The 24,355-nt window shown below is 60.8% G+C and carries 21 protein-coding genes; 11 read left to right on the plus strand and 10 right to left on the minus strand.

Annotation, left to right across the window (positions count from 1 at the left end; all coding sequences use genetic code 11):
• The first annotated feature begins 95 nt into the window (after window positions 1-95).
• The 3 genes from HYP802_RS0113030 (at window position 96) to HYP802_RS0113040 (ending at window position 2,844) form a co-directional block, all read left to right on the plus strand.
• Window positions 96-1,034: a c-type cytochrome gene (locus HYP802_RS0113030; RefSeq protein WP_244421040.1), complete on the plus strand. Its 939-nt coding sequence runs from the start codon at window positions 96-98 to the stop codon at window positions 1,032-1,034.
• Window positions 1,035-1,097: 63 nt separating this feature from the next.
• Complete coding sequence (locus HYP802_RS0113035; RefSeq protein ID WP_013947805.1) at window positions 1,098-1,880, plus strand: transcriptional initiation protein Tat; 783 nt, start codon at window positions 1,098-1,100, stop codon at window positions 1,878-1,880.
• Window positions 1,870-2,844, plus strand: coding sequence for a substrate-binding domain-containing protein (locus HYP802_RS0113040; RefSeq protein WP_013947806.1), 975 nt, complete (start codon window positions 1,870-1,872; stop codon window positions 2,842-2,844). Before HYP802_RS0113035 ends, HYP802_RS0113040 begins: the two co-directional genes overlap by 11 nt.
• A 39-nt stretch (window positions 2,845-2,883) precedes the next feature.
• Here the strand turns inward: HYP802_RS0113040 and HYP802_RS0113045 are convergent, their stop codons facing one another.
• On the minus strand, window positions 2,884-4,542 hold the full coding sequence (locus tag HYP802_RS0113045; protein ID WP_245261498.1) for an autotransporter outer membrane beta-barrel domain-containing protein: 1,659 nt from the start codon (window positions 4,540-4,542) through the stop codon (window positions 2,884-2,886).
• A 326-nt stretch (window positions 4,543-4,868) separates the two neighbouring features.
• Between HYP802_RS0113045 and HYP802_RS0113050 the strand changes: the two genes are divergently transcribed.
• Window positions 4,869-6,095, plus strand: a complete 1,227-nt coding sequence (locus tag HYP802_RS0113050; protein ID WP_013947808.1) for an MFS transporter — start codon at window positions 4,869-4,871, stop codon at window positions 6,093-6,095.
• A 7-nt stretch (window positions 6,096-6,102) separates the two neighbouring features.
• On the opposite strand, the gene HYP802_RS0113055 is transcribed toward HYP802_RS0113050, so the two are convergent.
• The 4 genes from HYP802_RS0113055 to HYP802_RS0113075 all read right to left on the minus strand — a co-directional run bounded on the left by HYP802_RS0113055 (window position 6,103) and on the right by HYP802_RS0113075 (window position 9,518).
• Window positions 6,103-7,239 (minus strand): alpha-hydroxy acid oxidase, encoded by a 1,137-nt coding sequence (locus HYP802_RS0113055; protein WP_024275889.1) that lies wholly within the window; start codon window positions 7,237-7,239, stop codon window positions 6,103-6,105.
• 51 nt (window positions 7,240-7,290) lie between these two features.
• Entirely contained in the window at window positions 7,291-7,671 is a 381-nt protein-coding gene (locus HYP802_RS0113060) for a cyclophilin-like fold protein (RefSeq protein ID WP_013947810.1), read from the minus strand.
• Between the two features lie 237 nt (window positions 7,672-7,908).
• Window positions 7,909-9,156 (minus strand): beta-ketoacyl-[acyl-carrier-protein] synthase family protein, encoded by a 1,248-nt coding sequence (locus HYP802_RS0113070; protein WP_013947812.1) that lies wholly within the window; start codon window positions 9,154-9,156, stop codon window positions 7,909-7,911.
• A 92-nt stretch (window positions 9,157-9,248) separates the two neighbouring features.
• Window positions 9,249-9,518: a phosphopantetheine-binding protein gene (locus HYP802_RS0113075; RefSeq protein ID WP_013947813.1), complete on the minus strand. Its 270-nt coding sequence runs from the start codon at window positions 9,516-9,518 to the stop codon at window positions 9,249-9,251.
• A gap of 331 nt (window positions 9,519-9,849) precedes the next feature.
• Here HYP802_RS0113075 and HYP802_RS0113080 point away from each other — a divergent pair, with 331 nt between their 5' ends.
• Window positions 9,850-11,574 (plus strand): long-chain fatty acid--CoA ligase, encoded by a 1,725-nt coding sequence (locus tag HYP802_RS0113080; protein WP_013947814.1) that lies wholly within the window; start codon window positions 9,850-9,852, stop codon window positions 11,572-11,574.
• Window positions 11,571-12,011: a MerR family DNA-binding transcriptional regulator gene (locus tag HYP802_RS0113085; RefSeq protein WP_013947815.1), complete on the plus strand. Its 441-nt coding sequence runs from the start codon at window positions 11,571-11,573 to the stop codon at window positions 12,009-12,011. Before HYP802_RS0113080 ends, HYP802_RS0113085 begins: the two co-directional genes overlap by 4 nt.
• Window positions 12,012-12,111: 100 nt before the next feature.
• Here the strand turns inward: HYP802_RS0113085 and HYP802_RS0113090 are convergent, their stop codons facing one another.
• From HYP802_RS0113090 to HYP802_RS0113110, 5 genes are all read right to left on the minus strand, one after another.
• On the minus strand, window positions 12,112-13,425 hold the full coding sequence (locus HYP802_RS0113090; protein ID WP_013947816.1) for a cyclopropane-fatty-acyl-phospholipid synthase family protein: 1,314 nt from the start codon (window positions 13,423-13,425) through the stop codon (window positions 12,112-12,114).
• Window positions 13,426-13,510: 85 nt separating this feature from the next.
• Window positions 13,511-14,812, minus strand: a complete 1,302-nt coding sequence (locus HYP802_RS0113095; RefSeq protein WP_024275892.1) for an acetyl-CoA C-acetyltransferase — start codon at window positions 14,810-14,812, stop codon at window positions 13,511-13,513.
• Window positions 14,813-14,961: 149 nt separating this feature from the next.
• Window positions 14,962-16,980: a 3-hydroxyacyl-CoA dehydrogenase NAD-binding domain-containing protein gene (locus HYP802_RS0113100; protein WP_013947818.1), complete on the minus strand. Its 2,019-nt coding sequence runs from the start codon at window positions 16,978-16,980 to the stop codon at window positions 14,962-14,964.
• 37 nt (window positions 16,981-17,017) lie between these two features.
• Entirely contained in the window at window positions 17,018-19,495 is a 2,478-nt protein-coding gene (locus HYP802_RS0113105; RefSeq protein ID WP_024275893.1) for an acyl-CoA dehydrogenase, read from the minus strand.
• Window positions 19,496-19,716: 221 nt separating this feature from the next.
• Window positions 19,717-21,048: an FAD/NAD(P)-binding oxidoreductase gene (locus HYP802_RS0113110; RefSeq protein WP_013947820.1), complete on the minus strand. Its 1,332-nt coding sequence runs from the start codon at window positions 21,046-21,048 to the stop codon at window positions 19,717-19,719.
• 206 nt (window positions 21,049-21,254) lie between these two features.
• Between HYP802_RS0113110 and HYP802_RS0113115 the strand changes: the two genes are divergently transcribed.
• From HYP802_RS0113115 to HYP802_RS0113135, 5 genes are all read left to right on the plus strand, one after another.
• A complete protein-coding gene (locus HYP802_RS0113115) occupies window positions 21,255-21,749 on the plus strand; it encodes a thiosulfate oxidation carrier protein SoxY (RefSeq protein ID WP_013947822.1) in 495 nt (164 codons plus the stop codon).
• Between the two features lie 11 nt (window positions 21,750-21,760).
• The gene (soxZ, locus tag HYP802_RS0113120) at window positions 21,761-22,087 is read left to right on the plus strand and encodes a thiosulfate oxidation carrier complex protein SoxZ (protein WP_013947823.1); all 327 of its coding nucleotides are present in this window, start codon (window positions 21,761-21,763) and stop codon (window positions 22,085-22,087) included.
• 353 nt (window positions 22,088-22,440) lie between these two features.
• Window positions 22,441-23,556: a hypothetical protein gene (locus HYP802_RS0113125; protein WP_024275894.1), complete on the plus strand. Its 1,116-nt coding sequence runs from the start codon at window positions 22,441-22,443 to the stop codon at window positions 23,554-23,556.
• A complete protein-coding gene (locus HYP802_RS0113130; RefSeq protein ID WP_013947825.1) occupies window positions 23,553-23,849 on the plus strand; it encodes a MoaD/ThiS family protein in 297 nt (98 codons plus the stop codon). The genes HYP802_RS0113125 and HYP802_RS0113130 overlap by 4 nt, the downstream gene beginning before the upstream one ends.
• A gap of 152 nt (window positions 23,850-24,001) precedes the next feature.
• Entirely contained in the window at window positions 24,002-24,241 is a 240-nt protein-coding gene (locus HYP802_RS0113135) for a hypothetical protein (protein ID WP_013947826.1), read from the plus strand.
• Window positions 24,242-24,355: the final 114 nt, after the last annotated feature.

Here is a 24,355-nt window from a genome sequence, read left to right on the forward strand (position 1 = left end):
CTCCAATGGCCATTTTGGGACTTTTCGACATGCCCCGTTCCAGCAACGCAGTTTTGGGCCTCGTAGCGGTGCTCATCGCTCTATCGACATCGCAGATGTGCCGCGCCGACAGCGCGGCGCCTGCGCCAACCAAGGACCATCAAACGCCTTGGGTCGTACCGGACATCGACAAGCTGCCGGATAATGATTGGGGCCGCACCGTACGTTATGGTCGCGATCTCATCGCCAAAACATCCTCGCTAATCGGCCCCGAAGTCAAAGATCCGGCGCACCGTTTCGCCGGCAACAACCTCAATTGCCAAAGCTGCCATATCAATGCCGGCACTAAGCAGTTCGGATTGGCACTGGTCGGCGTTTATGCCGATTTTCCGAATTATCGAAAGCGGTCGGGCAGCGTCGGCTCGATGGAAGATCGCATTCAAGGCTGTATGCAGCGCAGCATGAACGGCAAAGCTCTTCCCGAGGACGGACCGGAAATGATCGCCATGCTCTCCTATCTGAGGTTTTTGTCAGATGGCATTCCGGTTGGCGCAAAAACGTTCGGGCGCGGCACCGGCGCTATGCCCGAACTCAATCGCGCCGCCGATCCCGTCCGCGGCAAGACGATCTACGCGAACATGTGCGCCGCTTGTCACGGCGCCGACGGCCTGGGCCAGCGCGTCGGCAAAGTCGGCGATGCAAAGGGCTATATCTTCCCGCCGCTCTGGGGGCCTGACAGCTACAACGACGGCGCCGGCATGGACAGGCTGATCGACGCCGCCAACTTCATTCACAACAATATGCCGGCGGGTACGACGTGGAAAAATCCAACGCTGAAGCCTGAGGATGCGTGGGACGTCGCCGCCTACATCGACACGCAACCTCGGCCGCAAAAAGCGCATCTCGGTCGCGACTTCCCGAACCGGCTGCAGAAGCCTATCGACACGCCATATGGGCCTTATGCGGACGATCTGCCGGAGAGCGAGCACAAGCTTGGGCCGTTCGGGCCGATCATCGACGCCGACAAAAAGCTCAAGGACGACGCGAAGCACTAGCTCCCCCAGCCCTTCGGCGCGTTCGCGCTCCGAGTGGCCTCACATGAAGACCCGGAGTTGAAAATGACCATGACCGGCAGACGACAGGCGTTACAGGCATTCGGCCTGGCGCTAGCTGCGGCCTCAGTCGGAGGCTTCACACGCGAAGCCGACGCCGCTGCAGCCCATGACATTCCAGCGGGCGCGTCGGCTCTCGCAGACCTCACCGACAGGCTCGCCAAAACACCGCGCCGCCGTGACTTCAAAACCGTGCCGATGATTCTCGATCATTCCGATCAATGGGATGACGAGGCTCTGAAGGAAGTCCTCGCCTACAAGCCCGTCACCAAGCAGGCCTGGGACGTGACGGACATCGCAGGCCCTTGGCTCAATGTGATGCGCAATTCCATCAATGCGCAGATCTGGTCATTCAAGCATCCGGATTTTCTGGTCGTTTCAGCAACGCACGGCTCGGCGCATTACGCGCTCTACGATCAGGCGATGTGGGACAAATATCAGTTTGCGAAGATCGTCGGCAAAGGCTTCGAGAAGAATACACTGATCGTCGATAAGCCTGCAGCGTCCGCCAATCCTGCCGACTATGAAAGCCCGACGGGCGTGTTCTCCCCGCTGAACAACTCGATCCCGGCCCTGCAAAGGCGCGGCGCCGTTTTCATGTCGTGCCACAACGCCATCTGGGAGCAGGCGACCAAGCTGCACGAAAAAGGCGTCAATCCCGACAAGCTTGAAGTCGATGCGCTCGCAGCCGAGCTAACGAACCATCTGATCCCCGGCGTGGTTCTGATTCCCGGCGCCGTCGCGACACTTCCTGAACTGCAGCAGGCGGGGTTCCACTATGCGCGCTAATTCCATCGTTAAAGCGGTTTTCGGCGCGGCCATCGCCGGAACAGTGACTCTGGGAGCAATTTCAGCACAGAGCGCCGAGCAAAACGCGCCGAATATTTTCCCGCCTTGGCAGCACGGCTTCAACAACGACGCGACCGACCGCGGCTTCGAATTCACCGTACCGCAGGTCGATAACCTTGCTGATTTCCACGGCAGCGTCACCGATCCCAAGCTCGTGCTCTACGTCGGCGGCAACTACTTCTTCGCCATGGCGCCACTGGTGGATGAGTTCGAGAAAGCGCATCCGGAATTCAAAGGCCGGATCTATTGGGAGACGCTGCCGCCGGGGCTTCTCGTGCATCAAATCAAGGCGCACGGCGTCGTAACCTCGGGAAACATGACGTGGACTGCAAAACCGGATGCGTATTTCGCCGGACTTGTTGCCGTCAAGCGGCTCGTCGATGACGGCACGCTGGCGGGTCCTCCGGTTCCTTACGTCAAGAACACGCTGACGATCATGGTCCCCAAGGACAATCCTGGACACGTCTCTGGGCTTGCGGATCTCGGCCGGGCCGGCCTGCGTATTGCAATGCCGAACCCGGAATTCGAGGGCGTGGCGCGGCAGATCAAGGCGTCTCTGAAAAAAGCTGGCGGCGAGGCGCTCGAAAAGGAAGTCTACGAAACGAAGGTCGCCGACGGCGGCACGATTTTAACGCACATCCATCACCGGCAGACGCCACTGTTCCTGATGCAGGGTCACGTCGATGCCGGAGTGACGTGGCTGTCGGAAGCGATGTTCCAGGAGCAGGTCGGAAACCCGATTACGAACGTCGTCATTCCGGCGGATCAGAACACAACTGCGACTTACGCCGGAGCGATGGTCAAGGGCGCCGCCCACCCGGAAGCGGCCAAGATGTGGCTCGACTTTATCCACTCACCTTCGGCACTGAAGATTTTCGAAAAGTACGGCTTCACGCCTGCTTGAGCGGAGGCATTGAGCGTCAGGACATTGAAGGCAGTGCGCTTAAAACCGCGCACTGCCTTTGACGCTGATGCTGCTGAGGCTCGTATCTTCGGCGTAATGGCCGTCGTACTGCAGGCTCAGCGTTGCGCCGTGCATATTGATGAGATCAACGCCAGCGCTCACATCCGCAAAGAGTGTATCGAGCTTGGTGGCCGTCGTGAAGCCAGCAACGTCTGGCGCGTCGGCAAAATTGGCGCTGAGAAGAAACTGATCCGTGTCCTGCCACGTCAGACCGGCCCTTACGAACGGACGGATCGTTACGAAATCGTGGACGTTCTTCTCGCTGCCGAATTCGATGCCCGGCGACACGCTGACAACCGTATCGCTTTTTCCAGCAACCGCCAGCGCCGCTCCGCTGCCGTCATTTTCCGTGAAGCCATTGAGCGAGACATTGGTGATCGCTGCATCGACCAGCGGCTTCACATAATAGTTGTCGTGTTGGAAAGAATAGCCAGCGTGCAACTGGCCCGACACGTAGTTGATATCGTTTTTGGAATGCGCCGCGCTGCTGAAGTCACCGAACAGCATGGTACGGTCGGTGTCAGAAGTGCTCCAGCCGCCCGTAACGCCCGCTGCAAACAGCCACTGGCCAGGATTGTATTTGATGATGCCGCCGACGTTGGCGCGGTCGCCTTCGCTCGTTGCGACACCGCTCGAAAGGGAAACGCTATCGTAGCCGGCAGCGAAACCGAGCCGCCAATCCGGCGCGAGTGCAATCTGACCGCCTGCAGAGAACGAGCCCGTCGTCGCATGCGCGCCGATGTCTTCGGATGTGCGGTCGAAATCGGAGAAGCGCGCACGGGCACGGACCCACAGACACTGGCCTTCGCGCGCGATTGACACGCCCTGCTGCCCGGCGACCTTGCAGCTCATCAGATCGTTGGCGAACTGCTGGCTGCCGTAGAGCGTTTCGATCAGGCCGTAGTTATAGATCTCAGGCGACAATTGATTGAGGGCGACGGCCAGCGATTGCTGATCCGGCGCGCTCGCCAATGCATCGGTAACCGCCGGAACTGCACCCGCTTCCATCGCCGAATTGATAGAGGTGACGATGGCGGTCTGATTGCGGTTGAGGGATGCGAAAGACAGCGCATCCGGTCCGAGGTAGATCAGACTCACATCGTCGATGGCGAATTCGTAACCACTAATGGCTACAGCGTCGAACAACACCTGAACTGAACCGGCATTCAGTTTCACCACTGACGTCGCGCTTTCCATCGTCGTGTTGGTGATGTCCGATTTTGTGAAGACCGTAATACCGTCAACCTTGGCTGTCAGTGCCCACGTCTGGCCCGCCTGGACCGCATAATAGAACTGGAACTGGTATTTGCCGCTTTTGGTCAGGGAGACATCCTGCGTGAGGACGCCGCCACCGCTCCAAGGATTGGCGAAATAGCTGCCGCTGTGAGCCCGGATACCATCCTGGCCGTCAGGCCAAATATCGACGAGGCCGCTTTCGACCACCCATGGAGAAGGAACCATATACGGTGGAGACGCGAGGTCTTCGAAGCCTGGGTTTTGGATGAGGTTCTGCGCAGAAGCAGTCGCGGGCAGCATTGCCAGCGTGAGGAAGGGCACAACTGCGGCAGCGGGGAGTGACAGGGACCGCGGCAGGCGCGGCGTCCGAGAGAAAGAGGCGCCACTTGTCCGATCTGCCATCTGCGTCATCATTCCAATTTCGGTATTCCAATTGTCGGGCGCATCGACGTCCAGACGCTCCTGACCTATGTTCAGTTAGCCGATTCGGCACATTGCTCTAAGGCTCGGTGCGGGAGACTGTGGATTATTGAGTCTTTGGTGCATGTTCGCCACGCAAGCCCATAGAAGATTTGGATAAATACAATCCGCCCACGCCCATTTGATACCTCAACAAATCGGCCGTATTTGCCTTCCAGAAGCGGCTCCGAAACGTCGGCGATGGCTCGCGCGTTTCGGTTTGGGCAAACAGCGGCAATCCGCTTTAAGGAGACGGCACCCGCCGCCTGATGGACACGCAATCCTCGCAAACCGAACCGCAAACGCTTTGGCGCCATTCGCCGCTGCAGTACTTCCTGTGGGGGCGCGGTTTTTCGAAATTCGCTTCGCAGATTTTGACCGTTGCGGTCGGCTGGCAGGTCTATGCGCTGACGAGCAGCGCATTCGACCTCGGCATGGTCGGCCTCGTGCAGTTCCTGCCGACGGCCATTCTGGTGTTCGTGGCCGGGCACGCTTCCGACCGGTACGACCGCAAGCGCGTCATTCAGCTTTGCCAGATCGTCGAGGCGACGGCGGCGGTTTTTCTGGCTTGGGGCAGCTACCAGGGCTGGATTACGGTGCCGCAGATCTTCGTGGCTGTCGCCGTGTTCGGCGTCGCGGGCGCATTCGAAAGTCCAGCGACGGCGGCGCTGCTTCCGGGCGTTGCGCCGAACGGCTTACTGCAGAAGGCGACGGCGCTCTCGACCGGCGTTTTTCAGTTCGCGGCGATCAGCGGCCCCGCAATCGGCGGCCTCGCCTATGGCATTTCGCCTGCCGTGCCTTACGTCATCATGACCGTGTTCTGGATTGTTGCGTCAGTGCTTAATGGCGCCATCGTACTCGACCGGCCGGTCGCGCCGCGCGAATCGCCGACCGCCGGCGCGCTGTTTGCTGGGGCGCATTTCGTCAGAAACAATCCGGCGATCCTTGGCACGATCTCGCTCGATCTCTTCGCGGTGTTACTGGGCGGCGCGTCGGCATTGCTGCCGATTTATGCGCGCGACATCCTGCACACCGGACCGTGGGGCCTCGGCATGCTGCGCGGTGCGCAGGCCGTCGGCGCATTAATGATGACCGGCATTCTGGCGCACTATGCGATTACAAAGCACGTCGGTATGCGCATGTTCCAAGCTGTGATCGTGTTCGGGATTGCGACCGTCGTGTTCGCGCTTTCGAAGGAGGTTTGGCTATCGGTTCTCGCCCTCGCCGTGATGGGTGCGGCCGATACGATCAGCGTCGTCATTCGCGTGTCGCTGGTGCAGCTGGCAACACCCGACGACATGCGCGGGCGCGTGGGTGCGGTAAACTTCCTGTTCATCAACGCCTCGAACCAGCTGGGTGAATTCGAGAGCGGAATGACGGCGGCTTTGCTCGGCGCGGTCCCCGCGGCCGTTCTCGGCGGGCTCGGTACGATTGCGGTGGCGCTGGTCTGGATGAAGCTCTTTCCCGTGCTGCGCAACCTGCAGCGCCTGGAATGACGGTCAATCAGTTTTCGAGACAATCACGCGAGATCTGGTCGATGGTGCGAACACCCGCAAGCGCCATCGTGACATCGAGTTCCTTGGCGATGAGATCAATAGCTTTGGTCACACCTGTTTCGCCTGCCGCGCAAAGCCCATAAAGATAGCTGCGGCCCAGCCAACATGCGCGAGCACCAAGAGCGAGGGCGCGGAACACGTCCTGGCCGGAGCGAATGCCGCCATCGAAATGCACTTCCACGTCGTCGCCGACGGCATCGATGATGCGCGGCAACATCGAGATCGACGAGGCCGCGCCATCGAGCTGGCGGCCACCGTGGTTGGAAACGACGATCGCCGACGCACCGCTTTTGACGGCCATCCGCGCATCGTCGGCGTCCATGATGCTTTTGATGATGAGCTTGCCGGGCCATTGCTCACGAATCCAGGCGACGTCGTCCCACGACAGCGCTTGGTCGAACTGGCTGTTGATCCAGTCCATGTAGGAGAGAAGATTTTCGGTGCCGGGAATGCGCCCGGCGACGTTGCCGAAGGTCTTGCGCTTGCCCATCAGCACGTTCGCGATCCAGGCGGGTTTCGACGCGATGCGACCAATCGTGCTGAGCTTGATGCGTGGTGGAACGGTCATGCCGCTGCGCACGTCGCGATGACGTTGGCCGAGCACCTGAAGATCGACCGTCAAAACCAATGCGCTGCAATTCGCCTTACGCGCACGCGCAATGAGATCGGCGACGAAGCCGCGATCCTTCATGAAGTAGAGCTGAAACCAGAACGGCTTCGACACGGCTTCGGCCACGTCTTCAATGGAGCAGATCGAGAGCGTGCTCAGCGTGTAGGGAATACCAGCCTTCTCGGCGGCCCGTGCCGCAGCGATCTCGCCGTCACGATAGGCCATGCCGCTGAGGCCAACCGGCCCCAACACGAGCGGCAAAGGCTGCGTCTCACCGAGCACCGTCTGGATTTGATTGCGATTGGCAGCGCCCGCCAAGACGCGCTGGCGGATCTTGATGTTCTGAAGATCGCGAAGATTAGCGGCGAGCGTCGTTTCGGAATACGAGCCCGATTCGTAATAACCCATGAAGTCGCTCGGAACGCGCTGGTGCGCCAAGCGCCGGAGATCGTCGATGCAGGCAACCGATCGCAAAATCGCGGAACCAGACCGGAGCACGTCAGCAACTCACGAGGAATAGCGGCGTCAGCATTCGGCTTCGCTGACGGAGATGACGACGCCGGAATGTACCGACTTAAGCTGACGGACATCATCAAGCGCTTCCGCCCAGACATTGCAGGGTCCGGCTAAACGGATTTCACCGCGTGTCCGCGATAGCGGCGTTGGACCGAAGCCGATAGAAATTGCGTCGCCTTCCGGCCAAAAAACAATGTCACCGGCTTTGACGGTGACACGGGCATCAGGCTCGGCTGCTGAACTGACCGGAGCGTCGAAATAGATTTCGCCGCCCCAAGTCCGCGCCGCAGACTCGATGGGCAGTGCGGCCCATATCCGTTCGGCGGTGGGCGTGTCGAGCAGCCTTGCGCGAATGGCAACACTCCCGGCCCGGATCACGATCTTTCGCATACCGCACAAATCCCGATCAGCGCTTCGCGACCGGGACGAGAATACGGCCGCAATGGGGAAGTCTCTCATCGAGAACCGTCGCCATCAAGCTTTTTACGGGTCTCGAAAGCGAACATAATGTCCTGCGCGCATGAAAATCGCGCAGGATCTGCCGTTTGCGCAGCGCAATGTGGTTATTGCGATTGCGAAAGACGGCCGCGCCTGACGTCATTTGGCAACGGCCGAATTGCAATGCGATCACTTCGGCGCGGGTCCGAACACCAGCGAGGTGTTCAAGCCGCCGAACGCGAGCGAGTTCGACATCGTATAGCCGAGCTTCATTTCGCGGCCGACGTTCGGGATATAGTCGAGATCGCAGCCTTCGCCGGGCTCATCGAGACCAATAGTCGGCGGCGCCCAGTTTTCGCGCATCGCCATGATCGTCGCGACGGCTTCGATACCGCCGCCCGCACCGAGCGGATGGCCGTGCATCGACTTCGTCGACGAAATGGCGAGCTTGTAGGCGTAATCGCCGAAGACGTTCTTGATCGCCTTCGTCTCGTTGAGATCGTTGTCGGCGGTCGCCGTGCCGTGCGCGTTCAGATAGTCAATCTGCTCGGGCGTGATGCCGGCATCTGCGAGCGCATCCTTCATGGCAACGCTCGGGCCTTCGACGGTCGGCTTCACCATGTCCTGGCTGTCGGACGCCATGCCATAGCCGCAGAGTTCGGCGAGGATCGTCGCGCCGCGGGCCTGGGCATGTTCGAGGCTTTCGAGCACGAGAACGCCCGCGCCATCGGCGAGAACCGTACCGTTACGCTTCTTCGCGAACGGGAAGCAGCCTTCGGGGGAGAGCACGTGCAGCGCCTGCCAGGCTTTCATCGTGCCGTAGTTGATGACGGATTCGGACGCTCCGACGAGTGCGACGTCGACCATGCCGTCACGAATGTAATCGCGGCCGATGCCGATGGCGTGCGTTGCTGTCGAGCAGGCCGAGCAGGTTGCGAATGTCGGACCTTTGACGCCGAATTCGATGCCAACGTGGGCCGCAGCCGACGAACCGATGATACGCAGAAGCGTCAGCGGGTGCGTTGCGCGCTTGTTGTGAATGAAGAGATCGCGATAGGCGGTCTCAAACGTCGTCAGACCGCCGGCACCCGAACCGATGATGCACGCCGCGCGATACGGATCGACGAGCGGCATTTCGAGGCCTGCCATCTTCACGGCTTCATCCGCAGCAGCGGCGGCGAACCAGGAATAGCGGTCAGCGAGGGTGATGATCCGGTCGCGCTTGAAGTGCTTCAGGCGCTGCTTGGGATCGAATCCTTTGATCTGAGCGGCGATCAGAATTTTGAGATCGTCGACTGGAAAGCCTTCCAGTTCACTGACACCCGATTTGCCGGCCTTAATGCCAGCCCAGAAATCGGGAACGTTCTGCCCGATCGGAGTTACGACTCCGAGACCCGTGACGACGACACGGCGTCCCGGCTTACTATTCGACATCATCAATCTTTCTTGCCTAGCGAATGCGCGGAAACCCCCCGTAGGGGGTTCCGGCCTTCACATATTTAATTTCGACAGAAGATCGCTCGCGGCCATCAAGCCTTGGCTGCGGAAGCCTGCTTTTCGGCAATCAACGACTTCACGCGATCAACGACTGAGCCGACAGTCTTGAACGCTTCGACTTCTTCATTGGCGTTGTATGGGATCTCAATCCCGAAGCCATCTTCAATGTCGAAAACGATCATAGCAAGATCAAGTGACTCGATCTTGAGATCTGTAAGCTGGGTGTCGAGCGAGATATCGTCGCGCGGCTCCTTCATATGCTTCTTGAGGATTTCAATAACCTTAGTCGCGACTTCGTCCATCGGCCTCTCCCACCCTCGCAATCCCTGCGACGGGCCAGTTTTGCTTGGCATCTACTAAATCAAGAGCCCTTGATCAGCAAGCGGGGGGGTCACTTATCCTTAAACAACCGCGAAGTCTAGGTACGGACCGTCGCGCTTGCCCCCTCGTCGCCGACCTCGACCGCTCGCTGCCTCATCGACAGGTGTTTACATGAGCGATCAAGCGCTAGCGTTGGCCGCCGAAAATTGTCTAATATTCGCGCGTCCCTTGCTGGTTACTGCACGGTTTAAGACATCTTCAGCGAAGGTCAACGCGATCCGGATAAAATAAAATCGAGTGACCGGACAGACCATGACAGCAGAAGCCACCTCACCTGTGTCCCAGATGTCGCCCCGGTGGGTCGATCATTACCCGGCAGGCATCGATTGGCGCATGCCAATCCCCAAGGGGACCGTGCCCGGACTGCTGGACGAGGCTGCTGCCCGCTATCCGCAAAACCCCGCTATCGGCTTTCTGGGCCGCTCCACGTCCTATTCGGATCTAGCGGCCGAGGTCGACCGTGTGGCTGCCGGCTTGCAACGGATCGGAGTAAAACGGGGCACCAAAGTCGGGCTTTTTCTGCCAAATACCCCGACTTTTATTGTGTATTATTTTGGGATACTCAAAGCGGGTGGAACCGTCGTCAACTTCAATCCTCTTTATACTGTCGAAGAGCTGACGTTCCAGGCCAGGGACAGCGAGACGGAGATCATGGTTACCCATGATCTGGCTCTGCTGTTCACCAAGATCGAGGCTTTGCTGCAGGCGAGCGTCATTTCGCGCGCCGTCGTCGTGCCGTTCGCCAGCGTGCTTTCGCCGCTGAAATCTGTGCTGTTCCGGATTTTCAAGCGCAAGGACATCGCCAACGTCACACGCTCGCCAAGTGCGGCGCGGGTGGTCGATGGCCTCGAGCTGGCCGCGACGCGAACTCCGTTTTCGTCGGTTGCCATCGATCCCGACAATGATATCGCCGTTCTGCAGTACACCGGCGGCACGACCGGCACGCCCAAGGGCGCCATGCTCACGCACGCCAACATCGTCGCCAATACGAAGCAGGTCGTGGCCTGGGGCACGGTCCTGAAGCCCGGCGAGGAGTGCGTGCTGGGCGCCCTGCCGCTGTTTCACGTGTTCGCCATGACGGTCGTCATGACGGTCGGCATCGAGCTGGCAGCGAAAATCGTGCTCATTCCCCGCTTCCAGCTGATCGAGACGCTGAAGCTGATCAACAGCGAAAAGCCGACGATGATGCCAGTCGTGCCGACGATTCTGACGGCGATGCTCAATTTCGAGCACATCAAATCGTACAATCTTTCGTCGCTCAAATTCTGCCTTTCGGGCGGCGCACCGCTGCCGCTTGAGACGAAACTCAAATTCGAGGCGATGGCGGCCGGCTCGACAAAGGTCGTGGAAGGCTACGGGCTTTCCGAGACGTCGCCGGTCCTGACGGCCAATCCGCTGGACGGCGAGCCGGTTTCGGGCTCCATCGGCATGCCGCTTCCAGGCACCATGATTTCGCTGCGAAGTCTGGATGACCCGACGAAAGAGGTTGCGCAGGGCGAGCGCGGCGAACTTTGCGCCAAAGGGCCGCAGGTCATGAAGGGCTACTGGAAGCGCCCGGAGGAAACCGCGAAGCAGTTCGTCGGCGACTTTTTGCGAACCGGCGACGTCGCGGTGATGGACGAGAACGGCTATTTCGCCATCGTCGACCGCATCAAGGATCTCATCATCTGCTCGGGCTTCAACGTTTATCCGCGGCGCGTGGAGGAGGCGATTTATGCGCACCCGGCCGTCGAAGAAGTGACCGTCATCGGCGTTCCCGACCCCTACCGCGGCGAAGCGCCGAAGGCGTTCGTCAAATTGAAGGCCGGTATGACGGCGACGGCACCGGAGATGCTCGAATTCCTGAAAGCCAAAATCTCGAAGATCGAAATGCCAGCGGCTATTGAGTTCCGCGACAGCCTGCCGAAGACCATGATCGGCAAGCTGTCCAAGAAAGAGTTGACCGCCGAGGAAGCCCAGCGCGGCAAATCGGCATGACGGTCAAAACCGCTCCGCTCGCGCGCCCCGAAGCGCCCCAACGCGAGAAGCCGCGCGATGCCACGGCCTATTCGATTTCGGCGCTGGCGAAGGAATTCGGAATCACGACGCGCACCATCCGCTTTTACGAGAGCCGCGGCTTGATCTCACCGCAGCGGATCGGCACGACGCGGAAATATTCCAAGCGCGACCGGGCGCGGCTTATTCTTATCCTGCGCGGTCGAAACCTCGGGTTCACTGTTGAAGACGTCAGCGAATATCTGTCGCTTTACGATTCCGATCCTGCGCAATTGGCGCAGACGCGATTGCTGCTCGACAAGGTGACGGCCGCGATCGACGATCTTGAGACAAAACGGCGCGACATCGAGCGGTCGCTGGCCGATCTCAACGAAATCCGCGCGCGTTGCGATGCGCACCTGAAAGCGCGCGAGCGTTAGATTCTCGTTGTCGCGGGTGGCCTGGTTTAGGCCGATGATGCATTCCGACGCTCGTGCGGATGCCCGATGGATTGGTTGCGGAGCTACCGAGCCCGCGGCGCTAGCGATAAAGGTCCGCACGGGTTGGCGGGAGCATGGGCGTGCGTTTCGCTGACTTCGACGCGAGCGTCTGGAACAGCCGCAGCGTGCCGCGCGAAAACGCGAGGCTGACGCCTGCGAGATACGCGACCCAGATACGATACTTCTCTTCACCCACGTACTGAATCGCCTGGTCCTTGTTTTCCGTCAGGCGCTCGCACCAGAGCTGGCACGTGCGCGCGTAATGCAGCCGCCAGCCTTCGACGTCGTGCACTTCGAAGCCCGCGCGCTCCATGGCGGAGATCGAGTGGCCGATGTCGTCCAGTTCGCCGCCGGGAAAGATGTATTTGGCGATGGCCTTCTTCTCCGGTCGCATGCGACCTTTGAAGAAGCCCGGCTTGTGCTTCGGCGCACGGCGCGAAATGGCATGATTGAGGAACAGGCCGTCGTCGCTCAAAAGCGAGCGCACCTTCTGCATATACGTCGGGATGTTCTTAAGTCCGATATGCTCGTACATGCCGATGGAGGCGATCTTGTCGAACTTGCCGGTCAGCTTCGAATAGTCCGACAGTTCGAACGTCACGCGGTCGGCAATGCCGAGACGCTTGGCCTTGTCACGTGCGAACGCAAGCTGCTCTTCCGAAAGCGTCACGCCATGTGCGGTGACGCCGAAGTTCTGCACGGCATGACACAGCAGGCCACCCCAGCCCGCGCCGATGTCGAGCATTCTGTCGCCGGGCTTCAGACGCAGCTTCCGGCAGATCATCTCCAGCTTGTCGTGCTGGGCCTGTGCGATGTCGTTCGACCAATCCGTATAGTAGGCGCACGAGTAGACCATCTCGGGATCGAGAAAGAGCGCGTAGAAATCGTTCGACAGGTCGTAGTGAAATTGAATGTAGGCCTTGTTGTCGGCGGTCTTGCGGTTCTTGCCGGTAATTTCGCCCTCAAAGCCGTGTGCGTCACGTGCCTCCGATGGTTTCGCGAACAGGAACGGCGAGAGTTTCAGTGCGAGGCTCGCGATCTCGCCGGGCTTCAGCTTCACGCCCTTGCGGCCGTCCTGTAGGCCCTTGCCGAAATCGACGAGCGTGCCGCCGGAAAAGTCGATGCCCTTCTCGACGTATTGGCGAATGATGGAATCGAGCGATGGGCGGCGCAGGATCGCGCCGATCACGCCAGGGTCGCGGATCGAGATTTCGAAGTTCGATTGCGGCGCTTTGCTGAGCGGCAGGCGCGTGCCGTCCCACAGCCGCACCCAGCCATCGACGTCCAGACGCTCCGCCAGACTGCGAACGAGCGCGCGCGCCGCTTCGAGTTGCCTATCGTCTTTCGCGCCCATACGTCCCTTCCCTCGCCGCCAGTAACCGCGAGGGACATAGCGCATCGGGGCGCGAGAGTCTTCCCGACTCGTCCTGTTCAGGGCCTCAGGCGGCCTGAGCCTCGATGGTCATTGGGGATTCCATGATCGCCGTCACGCCCATGCCGCCAGCCGTGCAGACCGAAATGAGCCCGCGGCCGCCTTTGGTCGACAACAGCTTAGCGAGGTTGGCCACGATCCGGGCGCCGGTCGCGGCGAACGGGTGGCCAAATGCGAGCGACGAACCTTTGACGTTGAGCTTCGAGCGGTCGATCGAGCCGAGCGGCGCGTCCTTGCCCATATGCTGCTTGCAGTAAACGGGATCTTCCCACGCCTTCAGCGTGCACAGCACCTGCGCGGCGAAGGCTTCGTGCAGTTCGTAGAAGTCGAAATCTTGAAGTGTGAGGCCTGCCCGGTCGAGCATCTTCGAGACCGCAATGGTCGGCGCCATGAGCAGGCCGTCGCCGCCGACGAAATTATTCGCGACATGCTGCCCGTAGGTGATGTAGGCCTGGATCGGCAGATTGCGCGCTTTCGCCCATTCTTCGGACGCGAGCAGAACGCTTGCCGCGCCGTCTGTCAGCGGTGTCGAGTTACCGGCCGTCAGCGTGCCGCGATCCGATTTCTCGAAGGCGTTTTTCAGCGATGCGAGCTTTTCGAGTGTGATGTCCGGGCGCAGGTTATTGTCGCGATAGACGCCCGCGAAGGGAATGACGAGGTCATCCATGTAGCCTTCGTCGTAGGCGGCGGCGCCCTTCCGGTGGCTTTCGAACGCGAGCTGATCCTGGTCGGCGCGCGGAATATGCCATTCCTGCGCCATCAGTTCGCAATGCTGACCCATCGACAAGCCCGTACGGGGCTCGGAGACGGCGGGTGGCTGCGGCGCAAGCTCGGCAGGCGCCAGGCCTTTGAAGGCCTTGAGCTTGTCCATTGCCGACTTACCCTGCTGGGCTTCGATGAGGCGTTTGGAAAATTTCTTCGTGAAGACGATCGGTGCGTCCGACGTCGTGTCGGAGCCGACGGAAATAGCGCTTTCGATTTCGCCGGTTGCGATCTTGGCCGCCGACATCAGCGCCGATTGCAGCGACGTTCCGCACGCCTGGATCAGCGTGACGCCAGGTGTCGAAGGAGCGAGCTTAGTCGAGAGCACCGCTTCGCGCGCGAGGTTGAAATCCTTCGAGTGCGTGACGACCGCGCCGCCGACGACTTCGTCGATGTGCTGGCCCTTGAGGCCATAGCGGTCGACCAATCCGTTCAATGCGCCCGCCATCATGTCGAGGTTCGACTGGTCGGCGTAAAACGTGTTCGAACGGCAGAACGGAATGCGAGTACCGCCGATCACCGCAACGCGCCGAAGTTCTCTTGCCATCAGTGTCTCCGTCAATCCCCCTCCCCTCGACGGGGAGGGGTTAGAGGTGGGGTGATAATTTTCGCGATGAATGAGGTATCGCGGTTCGTCGGGTACCCCCACCCCAGCCCCCCTCCCCGCAAGTGGGAGGGGTCAAGTGGGGAAATTCGTTACTCAGCAGCGGCGGCTTGCGTCGCGGGCGACGGGCTTTTTGCGGCGAGGTTTTTCTTGTAGTGCAGCGGGCCGCCGCGGAAGGGCGCGAAGCCGGTGCCGAAAATCATGCCGGCATCGACGAGATCGGCGCTTTCGACCACGCCCTCGTCAAGCGACTTCTGGGCTTCGTCGATCATCGGCGCGACGAGTTCGCGGCCCAACGCGTCGAGTTCGGCTTTGGTGTATTTCTTGTCGGATTTGACGGGTTTGCCGTCCTTCCAGACGTAGAAGCCCTCGCCCGTTTTTTTGCCGAGACGGCCGGACGCCACGAGGCGATCGAGGCGCGAGCCTTCGCTCGACTGGCCAAGAATTTTCGCGACATGGGCGCAGATATCGAGGCCGACGTTATCGGCCAACTCAATCGGTCCCATCGGCATGCCGAAGGTGCGTGCGGCTTCGTCGATCTTCTCCTTGTCCTCGCCCTGCTCCAGTCGCGTCATCGCGGCGAACATGTACGGCGTCAGCACCTTGTTGACGAGGAAGCCCGGCACGTCTTTCGTTATCAGCGGGAACTTGTCGATGGCTGTGACGAAGGCTGCGCCCTTCTTCACTTCATCGTCGCGCGTATTCGTTCCGCGCACGACTTCGACCAGCGGCATTTGCGCGACAGGCGAGAAGAAGTGCAGGCCGATGAGGCGGCCGGGATCTTTGAGAGGCGCGGCGATGTCTTCGAGCTTCAGCGACGACGTGTTCGTTGCGAGCACGGCGCCCGGCTTGATCCTGGTTTGGAGATCGGCAAACAGCTTCTGCTTGATGTCGAGCCGCTCGATGATGGCTTCGATGATCACGTCGGCGTGGGCGACGCCCTTGCCTTCCGGATCGGCAATAAGGCGAGCCTTGGCGGCGTCGCGCGTCGCCTTGGTCTTGAACTTCTTTGCAAACAGCTTGCCCTGCGCCTTGATACCCTTTTCGAGCTGATCCGGCGAAATATCCTGCAGCGTCACTTCCATGCCGGAAGCGACGCAAACGCCTGCAATGTCTGCGCCCATCGTGCCCGCGCCGATAACGTGGACGCGGCTCGGACGCCACTTCAGGCCGCGCGGGGCCTGGCCTTTCAGAAGTTCGGTCAGGCGGAAGACACGGCGAAGGTTTTTCGATGTGTCCGACATCATCAGCGGCGCGAAGGCTTTCGTTTCTTCGCGCTTCATGGTCTGGAGGTCGCCGCCGTATTTTTCGAACAGGTCGATCAGGCGGAACGGCGCGGGATAGTGATCCTCGCGGACTTTCTTTGCCGTCTCCTGACGCATCTTGCCGGCGAGGAAGCCGCGCGCCGGCCATTTCGCCAGCAGCGCCTTCGCAGCGCCCGCGGATTTCGACTTACGGTTTTGAAGAACGGCCTTGCGTGCCGCCCAGTGCAATTCACCGGGGCTGCCAACAAGCTGATCGAGGAAGCCCTGCGCCTTCGCGACGGTCGCGCGGATCATGCCGCCCGTCAGCATCGCCTGCATCGCGGCCATCGGGCCGGCTTGCTTGATCGACCGCGCCGTGCCGTTGAAGCCGGGGAAGATGCCGAGCTTCACTTCAGGGAAGCCGACGCGAGTTGCATCATCGCGGGTGGCGATGCGGTAGTGGCAGGCGAGGATCAGTTCCAGGCCGCCGCCGACGCAAACGCCGTGGATCGCGGCGACAACTGGGACAGGCAGCTTCTCGATGCGCTCAAACAGTTCGTTGACGGGCTTCAACGCCGAGATCACGTCCTGCTCGCTGGTGAAGGTTTCGAACTCGCGGATGTCGGCGCCGACGACGAAGCCGCGATCCTTGCCCGACATGATGACGAGGCCGCGGATTTTCTTGGACACGGCATCGGCTTCAGCCCGCGTGATGATCGTCGCCAGTTCTTCGATCGGACGGCGGCCGAGCGAATTCATGCTTTCGCCTTCGCGATCGAAAATGGCCCAGGCAATGTCCTCGCCGTCGCCCCAGTAACGCCAGTCCTTGAGATCGAGAATGCTCGGCTCAGCCGCAAATTCCGTCATCGTTCGTCACCTCAACACAAATAGGATGCGGTAGCGGTCATTCCGCTGCCAGGCTCTCGGCGCCACGAACGTTGTGGCCGAGCGTCACGTAATTCGGTTTTACTTCCGCCGGATCGAAATGATCGACCGCGATGACACGCGCGACAAGCCGTTCGACCTCGCGAAGCTGTTCGGCTTCCGTCTCGGTGATCACAGTCTTGGCGACCGCTTCGGCAAACCAGTCGTTGCCATGATAGCGGCGCACGACGCCGTCGCGGATGGCTTTTTCGAGCTTTTTCTCGATAGGCTCGGCGGCGATCACCTTTTCCAGTGTCACTTCCAGGATACCGGTGGGGTCGTTGACGTCCTTCGAGACGTAGATATCGCGCGTCAGGCGATCGCGGACTTCGCCCGGCTGCAGGGCATGGCGCGCAACCCGATGCCCCAGCGTATCGGAGGCGGGCTTACGACGGCGGCCGAGCGGGAAGACGACAGCGCGCATCAGCGGCCGCGCCCAGCGAACCGGGAAATTGTCGATCACGCCGCTCATGGCTTCCTGGAAGCGATGGAGCGCATTTTCGGCGGCCAGCTGGACGACCAACTCGTCACCTTCCGGACGGCCGTCGTCTTCGTAGCGCTTCAAAGTGGCGGACAGCAGGTAAAGCTCGGAGAGCGCGTCGGCCATGCGGCCGGTGATCTTCTGCTTGATCTTCAGACCGCCGCCCAGAAGCGCGACCGTCAGATCCGCGACGAAGGCATAGGAGCGGCTGGCGCGGCCAAGCTGGCGATACCAGTCGGACATGCGCAGCGCGTGATCCGGCGCCTTTACGAAAGCGCCGCCGGTGACGTTGTGCACGAACGCGCCCGTCGCGTTCGATAGCGAAAAGGCGATGTGATTGTTGAAGGCGTTTTCGAAATCGTCGAGCCCACGTTTCTTGTCGGGGTTCTGGGCCGCCTGCACTTCCTTATAGAGATACGGGTGCGAGCGCAGCGCGCCTTGCGCAAAGGTGATGAGCGTACGCGTGAGAATGTTCGCGCCTTCGACGGTGATGCCGACCGGAACCATCTGATACGCCGATTGCAGATAGTTCGCGGGGCCGTCGCAGATACCGCGGCCACCGTGAATATCCATCGCGTCGTTGACGGCGCGGCGGAGCTTCTCCGTCGTCTGATATTTCATCATCGCGGAGATGACCGACGGCTTCTCGCCGCGTGAGACCATCGCGGCCGTCATGGCGCGACCGGCCTCATTGACGTAAGCCGTCTCGATCATGCGGACGAGCGCTTCCTCGATGCCTTCCATGCGCGAAACAGGAAGCCCGAACTGCTTGCGGATACGGGCATAAGCCGACGTCACGCGCAGCATCATCTTGGCGCCGGCGGTGCCCGACGACGGCAGCGAAATGGCGCGTCCGGCCGACAGGCATTCCATCAGCATGCGCCAGCCGTTGCCAGCCATCTTGTCGCCGCCGATGACCCAATCCATCGGGATGAAAACATCGTTGCCCCAGTTGGGGCCGTTCGGGAACGCCGCGCCGGACGGCAGATGGCGGCGGCCAATGTTGATGCCGGGATGATCGGCTGGGATCAGCGCCAGCGTGATGCCGACGTCCTCGCCCTTGCCGAGCAGGTTGTCCTTGTCGAACAGTCGGAATGCGAGGCCAACAAGCGTCGCCTTGGGTCCGAGCGTGATGTAGCGCTTGTCCCACGACAGGCGGATGCCGAGTGTCTCCTGGCCTTTGTGAGTGCCGCGCGTGACGTAGCCCACGTCGCGCATGGTGGCGGCATCGGAGCCGGACGTCGGTCCGGTCAGCGAGAAGCACGGCACTTCCTCACCCTTGGCGAGGCGCGGCAGGTAATAGTGCTTCTGTTCGTCGGTGCCATATTTCTCGATCAGTTCGCCCGGCCCGAGCGAATTCGGAACCATGACGATCGTCACGACGTCGGGCGAGCGCGAGGCGATCTTGCCGAGGATCAGCGATTGCGCCTGCGCAGAGAATCCGAGGCCGCCGTGCTCCTTCGAGATCAGCATGCCGAGGAAGCCGTTCCTCTTGACGAAATCCCAGATCTCGTCCGGCACGTCGTGCAGCGTATGGCGCACCTGCCAGTCGTCGATCATGCGGCAGAGGTCTTCGGTCGGGCCGTCGAGGAAAGCGCGCTCTTCGGGCGTCAGCTCGATCGGCGGCACGGATTTGAGCTTGTCCCAGTCGGGGGTGCCGGAAAAAAGTTCGGCGTCGAAGCCGACGGTTCCTGCTTCGAGGGCCTGCGCTTCGGTGTCGGAGACGCGCGGCAGAATTTTTCGGATCTGGGCGAAGACCGGCGCGATGATGAGGCTGCGGCGCACGGCCGGGATCGACAGCACGGCCAGCGCCACGAACGGCAGCCACGCGATCCAAGAGACGAGACCGATATGGCCATCCGTCGCCAGCAGCGTCCAGGCGCCGACGGCGGCCGCCCAGCCCCACAGGGGCGCCCGTACCATTCCCAGCGCCAGAACAGCGGCAAAAGCCACCAGGATCAGAACAATGGGTGCCATTTCCGTGCCTCCCGAACAGGGCTGCCGCTAGGCGATCAGTCTCAGCGCGCCCTATCATCCGTTGACGTATACGTCAACTTGGGTTGCCCGCCGCCAGATGTCCAGCGCGAAGGCTTCCAGGGTCTATTCTGAGCCTAATTAATCACGTTTGTACGGCAGTCGCTAATCTTGCAGATACATAGGCCTTCCCTTCGGCCCGGCCAGATGCTGCGCGATAAAGCTTAAGGATTGCGGAAGTTGGGAAGCGTCACCTGCTGGGACGGTTCATCGAACAGGTCTTCGACGATGGTTTGATACCAGTCGGCGCTTTCCTCGTTCACCTGGCGGCGGAGTTCGGCGTTGTCGTCCGGCTTCGAGATGAAGCCGTCCTTGATCTCCAGGTATGCTTTTCCGTCTTTGGTTGCAGGCACATAGTCGCCGCCGATCTTGGCGCTGTTGTCGGGCGCGAGCATCGACCAGCAGGTGTTGCGGTAGCGGCCGGGCGTACGCGGCTTGCCCTGCAGGTCGGCGATCATGTCGTTGACGACGACGCCCGCCTGGCTAACGGCGGAATAGGCTGATTTCGGCATTTCGTTCGCAATTGCAGCATCGCCGAGCACGTAGACATCTTTCGCCTTGGTCGACGTGAAATTCTCCGGATTGACCGGGCACCAGTCGCCCTCGGTCAAGCCGGCGCTCGCAGCGATGGCGCCCGCCTTCTGCGGCGGGATGATATTGGCGAGCGCGGCGCGTTCAGTCCGCCCGGCTTTCGTGGTGACGACGCCTGTCTTCGCATCGACCTTGATGACGGAGAAATCGTCAATCTCGTTGGTCAGATTGATCTCGACGATGTCCTTGTAATACTCGTTGAAGGCTTCCTCGAACACGGCTTGCTTGGAATAGGTTTTCTTGGCGTCGAAAAGCACGAGCCGAGCTTTAGGCTTCTTCGTTTTCAGGAAATGCGCGATCATGCAGGCGCGCTCATAAGGCCCCGGCGGACAGCGGTAAGGGTTCTGCGGCACGGCCATGACGACGAGGCCGCCGTCAGGCAGCGCGAGCAGCTTTTCCTTGAGAAGCCACGTCTGCGGGCCGCCCTGCCACGCGTGGGGCATGATTTTGGCGGCTTCCGGCGAATAGCCTTCGATAGCATCCCATTTGAAATCGATGCCCGGCGCGACGACGAGGCGGTCATACGTCAGCGTCGGGCCCTTGGCGAGCGTCACCTTTTTCGCCGTCGTGTCGATGCCCGTCGCGGTGTCGGTCAGAACCGTGATGCCGCGCTTTTTCACGCCTTCATAATCGTGCGTGATGGATTTGAAAGTGCGAAAGCCGCCGAGATACAGGTTCGAATAGAAACAGGTTGTATATTTTACCTTCGGCTCGATCAGCGTGATATCGAGCGTGGCGTCGGCCGATTTGAGGCGATTGGCGACCGCCGCGCCGCCAGGTCCACCGCCGATGACGACGATTTTCGCAGAACCTGCCGCCAATGCGGGACGCGGCAGCTCGGTCAAGGCGGCAACACCGACGCCCGCCGCCAATGCATTGAATTCACGGCGTGTAATACCGGTCATTCCCCGCCCCCAGACTTAATCCGTGTCTTGGCCCGATCTTGGTGCGCTGTCATGCGCCCTCTTTTCGTTCTTGACGGCCGTTTGATCGAGCTTTGCCACGGGCAGCCGGGTATGTCAGGAAAATAAATCGTAAGGTTGCGCGACCCGCCGGCGAACGCCATTCCTATATATAAAACAGCAATCGCTGCGATGTGAGGCAGGCTCGCGTGCATGACCGGATCGACATTGCCGTCCTGAGCCGCCGGACGTTCCTCATCGCCGGCGTGGCGGCGGCTGGTCTGGCGCCGTTCATCGCGCGCGCGAATGCCGACGCCAGCGCGTCAGACGCATTCGTGCCTAGCCAGGACTTCAAGGACGATTTCGCGCGCATCGTTGGCAATGCGAAGCCAATCGACGGCAAGATCAGCGTCGATCTTCCCGAGACGGCGGACAACGGCAATTTCGTGCCGATTACCATTGTGGTCGACAGCCCGATGACGGAAGCCGATCACGTCAAAGCCATTCACATTCTTTCGACCGCGAACCCGCATGCGCATGTCGCGACGTTCCGTCTGTCGCCAGTAAATGCCGTCGCGCTTGTGCAGAGCCGCATGCGGCTTGCGAAGACGCAGGAGGTGATCGTGCTGGCTGAGCTTTCGAGCGGTGACATGCTGGTGTCGACGACGCGCGTAAAAGTGCTTATCGGCGGCTGCGGGATTTAGGGAGCGATCGGATGGCTGCCACAGGTCCCCGCATCAAGCTGCCCGATACCATCAAGGCCGGTGACGTCATCGAGGTGAAGACGCTCATCCGCCATATCATGGAAACGGGCAACCGACACGACAAGAACGGCAAGCCGATCCCGCGCGATATCATCAATACGTTCATTGCGAAATTCGACGGCCAACAGGTTTTCCGCGCCGAGTTCGGGCCGGGCATTTCGGCCAATCCGTATCTGGCGTTTCAATTGCGCGTTCCCGGTCCCGGCACGATTGAGATCACCTGGATCGACGACGAAGGCGTTGCGGTCTCGGCGACCGCGCCGGTGACGCTTTCTTGATTGGTGCGCGGCGACCCGCCTGCCGCGCGCGGCAGGCGGGTAATGAACTCTTCCGTCATGCCGACGAAGGTCGGCACCCAGTCAAGCCTCCCCATCCGGCATGCTGCGGTCTGTCTGGATCCCGGCCTTCGCCGGATGACGGTGGGGCTTTTTGCTCACCCGTCATCCGATAAGACGCCCAGTGTGCTCGGGCCTGTTCCGAAGACGACAATCACAAAAGTCGTTCAATTCTTTTTTGCGATGCCCTGTCGGAATGGACGGCAGCCGTTCGTCTTGAAGTGGACGGCGACCGGAAAAAGGCCTTCAGTCGGGGCCACAAAGCGGATCGCCGGACAACGAGAACGGGAGGCGACATGACGAGCGTTCGATTGCTGGTTGGCACGCGGAAAGGGGCATTCGTTCTGACGGCCGATGGCGCGCGCAAGAATTGGGACGTCAGCGGGCCACATTTCGCGGGCTGGGAAATCTACCATCTCAAAGGCTCGCCCGCCGATCCGAACCGCATCTATGCATCGCAATCGAGCGGCTGGTTCGGACAGCAAATCCAGCGATCCGACGACGGCGGCAAGACGTGGGAAGCCGTCGATAATTCGTTCGCCTACGACGGCGTTCCCGGCACGCACCAATGGTATGACGGGACACCGCATCCGTGGGAGTTCAAGCGGGTCTGGCACATCGAGCCGTCACTCGCAGATCCCGATACGGTCTATGCGGGCGTGGAAGATGCGGCGCTGTTTCAGTCGAAGGACGGCGGCAAATCGTGGGTAGAGCTTTCCGGCCTGCGCGGCCACGGCTCGGGGCCGCATTGGCAGCCCGGTGCGGGCGGCATGTGCCTGCATACTATTTTGCTCGACCCGAAAGATCCGCAGCGCATGTTCATCGCCATCTCGGCGGCGGGCGCGTTTCGAACCGACGACGGCGGCGCGACGTGGCGGCCGATCAATCGAGGCTTGAAATCGGAATTCATGCCCGATCCGACAGCGGAAGTCGGACATTGCGTCCATCGCATCGCCATGCATCCGTCGCGGCCCGAAGTGCTCTATATGCAGAAGCATTGGGACGTGATGCGTTCCGATGATGCGGGCAATTCGTGGCGCGAGGTCAGCGGCAACCTGCCAACTGATTTCGGTTTCGTCATCGATGTTCACGCGCACGAACCCGAGACGATCTACGTGGTGCCTATCAAGAGCGACGCGGAACATTTTCCGGTCGATGGCCAGTTGCAGGTCTGGCGGAGCCGTAAGGGCGGCAATGACTGGGAAGCGCTGACCAACGGTCTGCCGCAGTCCAATTGCTACGTGAACGTGCTGCGCGATGCGATGTGCGTCGATGGGCTTGATCAGTGCGGCGTCTATTTCGGAACGACGGGCGGACAAGTTTACGGTTCTGCCGACGCCGGCGATACGTGGAGCGCCATCGTGCGCGATCTGCCGCCAGTGCTTTCGGTCGAGGTGCAAACGCTAACATGATCCGTGTCGTCCTGCCGTCGCATCTCAAGAAGCACGCCAGCATCAACGGTGAAGTCACGGTTGACGTCGACGCGCCGGTGACGCAGCGGTCGCTGCTCGATGCCTTGGAGAAAACGTATCCGGTGCTGCGCGGTACAATCCGCGATCAGGGCACGCAAAAACGGCGGCCGTTCCTGCGCTTCTTCGCGTGTCAGCGCGATCTCTCGCACGACGCGCCGGATACGCCGCTGCCCGACGACGTCGTGCGCGGCACGCAGCCGTTCCTCATCGTCGGCGCGATTGCGGGGGGATAAGCTTTTTGTCGGTGCGCCGCCTCCCCGCCGGGAGCTGACCGCCGGGCACGGCCGAGTTGCTTCGTTCTTAGCTGACAACCGTCGCCGCGTCGCGACCTCGACACATTCGCGCGGCATGGCGGGGGCGTTCGCAGATGAATTAGGATTCCCCCATGCGCAGAGCACTCCGTATCGTCATCATCACTATCGTGGCGTTCGTTATTTTCTTCGGTCAGCGCTGGTATAGTTACGTAACGAACAAGACGAGCCCGTATGATGAGACGGGCATTCAGATCAACAGCGCACTCCCCACGCCGATCCGCAAATGGGGTTGCGATAAGCTGCACGCGAACTTTCCCAACGCCCTGCCACCCGCGGGATGCCAGGCGGAAGACGGCAAGAGCTGGATGTAGCCTTGTCGCGCGCGCTTTAGGCAGACCGGCAATTCCAAAACATCGCGCCTCGTTTGACTCCGCCGCGCTCAAAGACAAACATACTGTCTTTCCGTTGAATCGCGTCTCGGATTG

The sequence above is a fragment of the Hyphomicrobium sp. 802 genome, from assembly GCF_000526135.1.
Taxonomy (GTDB): domain Bacteria; phylum Pseudomonadota; class Alphaproteobacteria; order Rhizobiales; family Hyphomicrobiaceae; genus Hyphomicrobium_B.

Excerpts from the sequence above, each read along its gene's own strand:
- HYP802_RS0113030 (WP_244421040.1), top strand. The coding sequence starts at position 96 with ATGTGCCGCGCCGACAGCGCGGCGCCTGCGCCAACCAAGGACCATCAA.
- HYP802_RS0113045 (WP_245261498.1), bottom strand. The coding sequence starts at position 4,542 with ATGGCAGATCGGACAAGTGGCGCCTCTTTCTCTCGGACGCCGCGCCTG.
- HYP802_RS0113130 (WP_013947825.1), top strand. The coding sequence starts at position 23,553 with ATGATCCGTGTCGTCCTGCCGTCGCATCTCAAGAAGCACGCCAGCATC.
- HYP802_RS0113105 (WP_024275893.1), bottom strand. The coding sequence starts at position 19,495 with ATGGCACCCATTGTTCTGATCCTGGTGGCTTTTGCCGCTGTTCTGGCG.
- HYP802_RS0113085 (WP_013947815.1), top strand. The coding sequence starts at position 11,571 with ATGACGGTCAAAACCGCTCCGCTCGCGCGCCCCGAAGCGCCCCAACGC.
- HYP802_RS0113100 (WP_013947818.1), bottom strand. The coding sequence starts at position 16,980 with ATGACGGAATTTGCGGCTGAGCCGAGCATTCTCGATCTCAAGGACTGG.
- HYP802_RS0113080 (WP_013947814.1), top strand. The coding sequence starts at position 9,850 with ATGACAGCAGAAGCCACCTCACCTGTGTCCCAGATGTCGCCCCGGTGG.
- HYP802_RS0113135 (WP_013947826.1), top strand. The coding sequence starts at position 24,002 with ATGCGCAGAGCACTCCGTATCGTCATCATCACTATCGTGGCGTTCGTT.
- HYP802_RS0113035 (WP_013947805.1), top strand. The coding sequence starts at position 1,098 with ATGACCATGACCGGCAGACGACAGGCGTTACAGGCATTCGGCCTGGCG.
- HYP802_RS0113040 (WP_013947806.1), top strand. The coding sequence starts at position 1,870 with ATGCGCGCTAATTCCATCGTTAAAGCGGTTTTCGGCGCGGCCATCGCC.
- HYP802_RS0113125 (WP_024275894.1), top strand. The coding sequence starts at position 22,441 with ATGACGAGCGTTCGATTGCTGGTTGGCACGCGGAAAGGGGCATTCGTT.
- HYP802_RS0113110 (WP_013947820.1), bottom strand. The coding sequence starts at position 21,048 with ATGACCGGTATTACACGCCGTGAATTCAATGCATTGGCGGCGGGCGTC.
- HYP802_RS0113095 (WP_024275892.1), bottom strand. The coding sequence starts at position 14,812 with ATGGCAAGAGAACTTCGGCGCGTTGCGGTGATCGGCGGTACTCGCATT.
- HYP802_RS0113060 (WP_013947810.1), bottom strand. The coding sequence starts at position 7,671 with ATGCGAAAGATCGTGATCCGGGCCGGGAGTGTTGCCATTCGCGCAAGG.
- HYP802_RS0113050 (WP_013947808.1), top strand. The coding sequence starts at position 4,869 with ATGGACACGCAATCCTCGCAAACCGAACCGCAAACGCTTTGGCGCCAT.
- HYP802_RS0113075 (WP_013947813.1), bottom strand. The coding sequence starts at position 9,518 with ATGGACGAAGTCGCGACTAAGGTTATTGAAATCCTCAAGAAGCATATG.
- HYP802_RS0113070 (WP_013947812.1), bottom strand. The coding sequence starts at position 9,156 with ATGATGTCGAATAGTAAGCCGGGACGCCGTGTCGTCGTCACGGGTCTC.
- soxZ (WP_013947823.1), top strand. The coding sequence starts at position 21,761 with ATGGCTGCCACAGGTCCCCGCATCAAGCTGCCCGATACCATCAAGGCC.
- HYP802_RS0113090 (WP_013947816.1), bottom strand. The coding sequence starts at position 13,425 with ATGGGCGCGAAAGACGATAGGCAACTCGAAGCGGCGCGCGCGCTCGTT.